The sequence below is a fragment of the Streptomyces sp. NPDC051561 genome (assembly GCF_044454195.1).
In the GTDB taxonomy this organism is placed as follows: domain Bacteria; phylum Actinomycetota; class Actinomycetes; order Streptomycetales; family Streptomycetaceae; genus Streptomyces.
Map to the genome: position 1 here is coordinate 1 of NZ_JBITDM010000062.1, position 1871 is coordinate 1871.

Sequence of the window (1871 nt, forward strand, 5' to 3'; positions counted from 1 at the left end):
AACGAGCTTCTCTACTCGGAGAGTTGCGCGATGGCCGCCTCATGACCAGGGGCTATGCACTGATCGCTGCTACACCACTCGGCGGGACACCATCCAGCTCGCCACCGTCTGTGTGCTGCAGTTCCTGCTGAATCTGTCTGACCGGCAGGCGGCTGAGGCGGTGCGTTGCCGCCTCGACTTCAAGTACGCCTTGGGCCTGGAGCTGGACGATCCCGGTTTCCACCACAGTGTGCTGGGCGACTTCCGCGACCGGCTCGCCCAGCAGGATCGCGCCGACCAGCTGCTCGACCTGGCCGTGGCACGGCTTGCGGCGGCCGGACTGGTCAAGCAGCGGGGCAAACAGCGCACCGACTCCACCCACGTCCTGGCCGCCGCCCGCGAGCTGACCCGCCTGGAGCTGGTCCTCGAGGCGGTCAGGGCCGCGCTGGAACACCTGGCCAGAGAATCCCCCGAGTTACTCGATGACCTGGTCACCCAAGAGTGGGCCGATCGTTACGGCCGGCCGGCGCGTCTGCGTTCCCAGCCCAGCCGCCCCGTCGCCCGGCTCACTCAGGCCAGCGCCGATGCCCACGCCCTGCTCACCCGGGCGCCGGACCGCGTCCGTGGTCCCGCACTTCAGGCACTGCGACAGATTCTGGTCCAACAGTTCACGGCCGACGAGCACGGCCGACCGCGTCCCCGCAACAGCAAGGACGGCCTTCCGCCGGGCAGATGGATGATCCGCTCGCCTTACGACCTGGACACTCGCTTCGGTCTGCGCGGGAACACCCGCTGGAGCGGATATCTACTGCATGTGACGGAGACCTGCGACTCCGACAGCCCGAATGTGATCACCGACGTCGCCACCACGGTGCCGACGCGGGACACCGAAGCCGTGCCCGGCATCCACACCCGCCTCAAGAAGCGATGCCTGCTGCCCGCCGAGCACCTCATGGACGGTGGCTATCTCTCCGTCGCCCTCCTCGAAGCAGCTGACCGCGAGTACGGTGTCAGCCTCATCGGGCCGGTCAAGGCCAGCGGGCAGTGGCAGCACAAAAAGCAAACCGGCTTCGCACGCGACGATTTCACCATCGACTTCGCCAGCCAGCAGGTGACCTGCCCAAGCGGGCAGACCACCACGAGCTGGGTCCAGGCCCCCGCCCACAACCCGTACATCGCCGCCCACTTCCGCCCCCACCAGTGCGGCCCCTGCCCGACCCGTTCCTCATGCACCCGCGGCCAAGGGCCCCGCACGGTCTACTTCCGCCCAGACACCTGCACGAACTCCAGGCCCGCAACCGCGCCGACCAGCACGACCCCGCCTGGCGCAAGCTCTACGCCCTCGGCTCCGGAGCCGAGGGCACCATCGCCGAACTGGCACTCGGCCACCGAGCACGCCACGGCCGATACCACGGAGTGCCCAAGACCCATGTTCAACATGTGCTGACCGCGATCGCCGTGAACATCGAACGCCTCGCCGGGCAGGATCCCCCGGACGCGACACACAGACCCCGCCGCCCGACGGCCTTTCAGCATTACCTCGAGTTCCGCAACCTCCCACGCCCACGCTGGTGGCGCCAAGGGAAATGACTCACTCACCCAAGGTCCCCGACAGAGTCGCTCATTGCCTGCGAAGTGCTTGATCCGGATCGCGTATCAGAGATCGGTGCCGTGTTCGGCTTCTCCCGCTACGCGATCGCATCGGAAGAGGGTGCCGTCCAGAACCACGAACGGCAGGCCGTTTCGCCAGCATCATTCAAGGATTCGCGTCAGTTTCGTGGCCTGCGCCGCCAGGACGGATGGTGTCCCGCCGAGTGGTGTAGCAGCGATCAGTGCATAGCCCCTGGTCATGAGGCGGCCATCGCGCAACTCTCCGAGTAGAGAAGCTCGTT

General features: G+C 67.0%; 1 protein-coding gene and 1 pseudogene. Both read left to right on the forward strand.

What is annotated here, in order from left to right; all coding sequences use genetic code 11:
• Positions 1 to 91: 91 nt before the first annotated feature.
• Positions 92 to 1234, forward strand: a pseudogene (locus ACIA73_RS41910) (transposase); the annotation flags it as partial.
• Positions 1207 to 1569, forward strand: a complete 363-nt coding sequence (locus ACIA73_RS41915) for a transposase (RefSeq protein WP_399444278.1) — start codon at positions 1207 to 1209, stop codon at positions 1567 to 1569. The pseudogene ACIA73_RS41910 and the gene ACIA73_RS41915, both read left to right, overlap by 28 nt.
• Positions 1570 to 1871: the final 302 nt, after the last annotated feature.